At 42.1% G+C, this 5210-nt stretch carries 5 protein-coding genes and 1 riboswitch; of the genes, 1 reads left to right on the forward strand and 4 read right to left on the reverse strand.

Features of this window, described 5'->3' with window-relative positions; translation table 11 throughout:
- Positions 1–10: 10 nt before the first annotated feature.
- The 4 genes from AYJ08_RS00895 to AYJ08_RS00910 all read right to left on the reverse strand — a co-directional run bounded on the left by AYJ08_RS00895 (position 11) and on the right by AYJ08_RS00910 (position 4067).
- Positions 11–1207, reverse strand: a complete 1197-nt coding sequence (locus AYJ08_RS00895; RefSeq protein ID WP_064016215.1) for a bifunctional 3,4-dihydroxy-2-butanone-4-phosphate synthase/GTP cyclohydrolase II — start codon at positions 1205–1207, stop codon at positions 11–13.
- A 25-nt stretch (positions 1208–1232) separates the two neighbouring features.
- Positions 1233–1907, reverse strand: coding sequence for a riboflavin synthase (locus AYJ08_RS00900; RefSeq protein WP_064016216.1), 675 nt, complete (start codon positions 1905–1907; stop codon positions 1233–1235).
- Between the two features lie 15 nt (positions 1908–1922).
- Positions 1923–3077, reverse strand: a complete 1155-nt coding sequence (ribD, locus tag AYJ08_RS00905; protein WP_064016217.1) for a bifunctional diaminohydroxyphosphoribosylaminopyrimidine deaminase/5-amino-6-(5-phosphoribosylamino)uracil reductase RibD — start codon at positions 3075–3077, stop codon at positions 1923–1925.
- 318 nt (positions 3078–3395) lie between these two features.
- A riboswitch (FMN riboswitch) is annotated at positions 3396–3535 on the reverse strand.
- Between the two features lie 148 nt (positions 3536–3683).
- Positions 3684–4067, reverse strand: a complete 384-nt coding sequence (locus tag AYJ08_RS00910) for a VOC family protein (RefSeq protein WP_064016218.1) — start codon at positions 4065–4067, stop codon at positions 3684–3686.
- Positions 4068–4395: 328 nt separating this feature from the next.
- Here AYJ08_RS00910 and AYJ08_RS00915 point away from each other — a divergent pair, with 328 nt between their 5' ends.
- A complete protein-coding gene (locus AYJ08_RS00915) occupies positions 4396–5172 on the forward strand; it encodes an NUDIX hydrolase (RefSeq protein ID WP_064016219.1) in 777 nt (258 codons plus the stop codon).
- Positions 5173–5210: the final 38 nt, after the last annotated feature.

Below are 5210 nucleotides of genomic sequence, written 5' to 3' on the forward strand. Positions count from 1 at the left end.
CATTTCTTCATTATAATATAGTTAGCATATGACCTAGTTTCTGTTGCTTGGTATGCAGGTAATTGTAATTATGCTGATGACTTTTCATTTGAAGCGGTACTCGTTCTGCTACTTTTAGACCATATCCATTGAGTGCCACGATTTTTCTAGGATTATTGGTTAAAAGACGCAATTTCTTGGCCCCCAGATCACGCAATATTTGTGCACCAATTCCATATTCACGTAAATCAGCGGGGAAGCCTAACCGTTCATTGGCCTCAACAGTATCTAAGCCTTCTTCCTGTAGCTGATATGCTTTTAATTTGTTTATTAAGCCAATTCCGCGCCCTTCCTGTCTCATATAGAGCAGAATTCCGGCCCCTACCTCGTCGATTTGTTGCAAGGCAGCATGCAATTGTGGTCCGCAATCGCAACGAAGAGAACCAAATATATCGCCTGTTAAGCATTCAGAATGTACACGCACTAAAACAGGCTGATCAGGGCGAATATCTCCCTTAACAAGAGCTACATGTTCCTTTCCATCCAACGTATTCGAGTAGGCAAAAATGCGAAAATCTCCGTATTCTGTAGGCAGAATGGTCTCCGCCTCCTTCTTCACCAGTGATTCGCTTTGCATACGATAATGAATCAGTTGTTCGATCGAAACAATTTTTACATTCAAACGCTTCGCTATTTCTAAAAGAGCAGGTAAACGTGCCATGCTTCCATCCTCTTGCATGATTTCGCAAATCACCCCAGCAGGATAACCACCAGCAAGCCTTGCCAGATCTACCGCCGCTTCTGTATGTCCTGCCCTCTTTAATACTCCGCCCTCCTTGGCGACCAATGGAAAAATATGTCCAGGGCGCCGGAAGCGATCAGCTTCTGCTTGCGGGTCAAGCATCGCCATGATCGTTTGTGAACGCTCATGCGCCGATATCCCAGTATGCGTGTCCCTTTCATCAATGGACACTGTAAAAGCTGTTCCATGATGATCCGTATTATTTTCCACCATCTGTCTTAACTGTAGCTCACGAGCTCTTTTATCCTCGATCGAAACGCAAACCAGCCCTCTTCCATGGGTAACCATGAAATTAATCATCTCAGGTGTTGCCTTCTCCGCCATGCATAGAAAATCTCCTTCATTTTCCCGATTCTCGTCATCGACCACAATAATGGGCTTTCCCTGACGCAATTCCTCTAGCGCCTCTTCTATCGTGTGAAGCATGTAGATCCCCTCCTAGCCATTGGCATTAGACAAACCCATTGTCACGTAAAAAGCTTTCTGTTACAGAATGTTGCTTGTTGCGAGCAGAATGCAAAGAATGGAGTACATTTCCTTGAGAAGCTAGTAGCCGTTCCACATATTTACCAATCACATCATTTTCAAGATTTACGCAGTCCCCCGCCTGTTTCTTTCCGAGCGTAGTAACTGCTGCTGTATGAGGAATGACCGAGACGGAAAAGGAGTTGGCTTTGATGGCAACCACTGTTAAGCTTATTCCATCTACTGTAATAGAGCCTTGGGGAATGAGATAACGCTGGATATCTGCTCCCGCTTCTATTTCAAATAGTATGGCATTTTCATTTTGCCTTTTCGATAAAATTCTTCCTTTACCGTCAACATGCCCTGATACCAGATGGCCACCTAATCTGTCGCCAATAGACATTGCCCGCTCCAAATTTACTAGCTCACCATTACGGAGTTCATCCAGATTCGTTCTCTTCAGCGTCTCTGGCATAACATCAACTACAAAGCCATTGGCGGTAAACTCGGTAACCGTTAAACAAACTCCATTTACTGCAATGGAATCACCTATTTTACTTCCCTCTACAACCAACCCGGCTTTTATATGCAGGCTGCCAGCCTTTTGACTAGTTAAAAATCCAGTGATCGTACCTACTTCCTCAATAATCCCCGTGAACATGATCGTCCTCACTCCTTATGAATTGCTATGATCCGTCCAAAGTGGGTAACCCGTTATCTTTACTTCCTGCTCACTCACCTTCTCTACTGCTACATCTCTGAGTCGAATCGCATCTTTCATCAAAGGAATACCATTTCCTCCGTAGGCGACCGGGGAATCCACTCCACCCACAAGTGTAAAAGCGACATAGGCTATTACCTTTTGAATCGCTTGTGCCTCTAAAAACTCCCCGCTTATCTTGCTGCCACCTTCTACAAGTACCGAAACAATTTCTGCCTCTCCCAAGGTTTGGAGGACAAATGGTATCGTTATTTGATCCTCTTGTTGCACGGTGATTCGAATTCCTTTTGCGCGCAGGACATCTGCTTTTTGTTGAGAAGCTCTTCTTGTGGTAAAAATCCAAACTGGCGATGTAGTATCTTTGAGAATCGTAGCTGTCTTTGGAATACGAAGAGTTTGATCAAGAACGACTCGTATCGGCTGCCTTCCATTTTCATACAACCGGGCTGTTAGTAAGGGATCATCTTTTATCACCGTGTTTATGCCCACTAAAATTGCGTCAGACTTAGCCCGTTCCGCATGAACTTCCCTGCGTGCAAATTCACTCGTTATCCATTTGCTATCGCCGGTTCCTGTAGCCAGCTTTCCATCTAATGTACTGGCTGTCTTCAACGTAACAAACGGCCTTTTCGTATGAATATAATGAAAAAACGATTCATTGCATTCTCGGGCTTCCTTTTCTAATACACCGACCTGCACATCTATACCAGCATTTTTTAAAGTTGCTAAACCTTTACCTGCCACCAGTGGATTAGGATCTTCTATGGCAATGACAACCCGTGCCACTCCTGCATCTAGCAGCGCTTGTACGCAGGGTGGTGTTTTCCCATAATGACTGCATGGCTCCAAGGTTACGTATACAGTCGCCCCCGCTGCCTTTTCCCCAGCCATTCGTAAGGCATGAATTTCAGCGTGAGACTCACCTGCTCGCAGATGGGCTCCTAGACCAACAATGCTCCCATTTTTCACAATAACAGCACCCACTGTAGGATTAGGAGATGTCTGATGACTCGCTCCTTCTGCCAATTGGATTGCTATCTTCATAAAAGCTTGATCCAACAGCGCTTGATTCTCACATTCTCTCCTCTTCCATTCTTGAAGCTCATTCATAAGCGTTCCTCCTTTCTGCATTTTTTCCGTTCTGTGTATCTTGCTTTTACTCTTGCAAACGCACCTTGGTTACTTTCATAACCTATTTTTTACAATAAAAAAATGCCCTTTTCAGTAAAAGGGCATAGAGAAATACAGCCTACCATCGGATTTTTCAAAAAACGGATACACAAAGAGTTACGCCACCGCAAATAGATCATGCCTAGACTGACATATTTGAATATATCTAAATAAACCGTCTTCTCATTTATGAAAAAACAGTCTGCGATGGCCACCACAATCTAAGTAATGTATCCTCATTGAAAAATGTGATAAGCCTTGTACCTTCTCCCATCCGGACTATACCGTCGGCCTTGGATTTTCACCAAGTCAGTCGCAAAAACGGTTTGCGAGTCGCGGGCTCAGACATAATCGTCATTACCGCCGGTCGGGAATTTCACCCTGCCCTGAAGGTGGTTATGCAATTGCCTGTAGTATAACACAAGTATCCACACATGGGAACGGATACTTTTCTGACTTCTTGTCAATACCTTTGTATTTTGTTGCATAATAAGCTACAGTTTGGTCTTCTTAGTAACGGGAAAAATTTTGTGTAGTGCTTGTGTATCATCCCTGAAAAAGTTGGATAAGATTACCGCATGTATCATGAAACACAGCAATAGATGTCTCTTTTATATCTACAGGCTTAATCTTAAACACTACACCCAGTCTTAGCAGTCTTTCATACTCTTTGTGAATATCGTCAACAGCAAACGTCATTAGAGGAATTCCTGCCTCAAACATCTCCTTTTGAAATGTTTTCGCAGCAGGATGCCCCAGTGGTTCCAAAAGCAATTCAATATCTTCCGGGCCTTCAGGGGAAACAACCGTTATCCATTTAAAATCTCCTACTGGAAAGTCGCTTTTTTTCACAAAGCCTAAAACCTCTGTATAAAACGAAAGAGCTCTATCCTGGTCGTTGACAAATATACTTGTTAGTTTAATTTTCATTGAAATTCCCTTTCCTATAAGATAAATTCAAGCTGAACACGGAGTATATACCAAAATGGAACGAATTTGTGCATTTATCCATTTATATTATTAATCAAACTTTCTCTTCCATTCCAACTCCTTAAAAAGACTGATTAACCTTTCCTCTTCCCTACATTTTTTACAAGAATTTAGATATAGCGTTAGCTGCATACAAGATTAAATACAGCTCTTTTCTCATAAGCCAAGAATGTATGTAAAAAATCCTGAATTTCATATAGTCGTATTGACAATATAAAAATAACTATATAAAATAACCTCAAGAACACGTAGAAAGGAGCTTCTTACTTTGCAAATTCCTCCAAAGGAAAAGCCAGTCTATCGATCTCCTGATGGCTTACCTACCGACATTTGTATATTTACGATTACATCGGAGCCTAGAAAAGATACCAAGCACAAATCCCTTCCCGATCGTAAGCTAAAAATATTGCTGATTCAGCGTGATCCACAAAGCGATCGCTTTCCAGGATATTGGGCTTTTCCAGGTGGTTTTCTCAATGAACACGAAACGCTTGATCAATGTGCTGAACGTGAGCTGCGTGAGGAAACACATATCTTAAATGAGAAGGTACATATTAAACAGCTAAAAGCCTACTATACTCCAGGCCGTGATCCTGGTGGATGGATTCCAACCGTTGCCTATTATGCCCTTGTTAATGAGCAGGCATTGACTGGATTTAAGGCTGATGACGATGCTGTAGATGCACGTTTGTTCACGGTTGAGGAAGCAATGTCCATGAATTTGGCGTTTGATCACAACGAAATCTTGAAGGATGCTCTGCAAAAAATCCAAGAGATTATGGTTCAGACTAATATTGCGAAAGAATTTCTATCCGATGAGTTTACCTTATCTGAGCTGCTTCAGGTCATTGAGACGGTCGTACCTGATTTTAAAGTAGATCGCTCTAACTTTAGCAGACGCTTGGTGTCTACCATAAATAGAAAAGGGATTATTGAAGAAGTCAGAGATGCGGAAGGTTCCGCTAAATACTCGAATAAATACTCACAAAACCCAGCCAAACTATATAAATTTACTGACTATGTGCCATTTGTGAGCATCTATTAATCCTTCTTTTTTTAACTTTTTATATAGTCGTATTAACT

It is taken from the genome of Brevibacillus sp. SKDU10, from assembly GCF_001645205.1.
GTDB lineage: Bacteria > Bacillota > Bacilli > Brevibacillales > Brevibacillaceae > Brevibacillus_B > Brevibacillus_B halotolerans.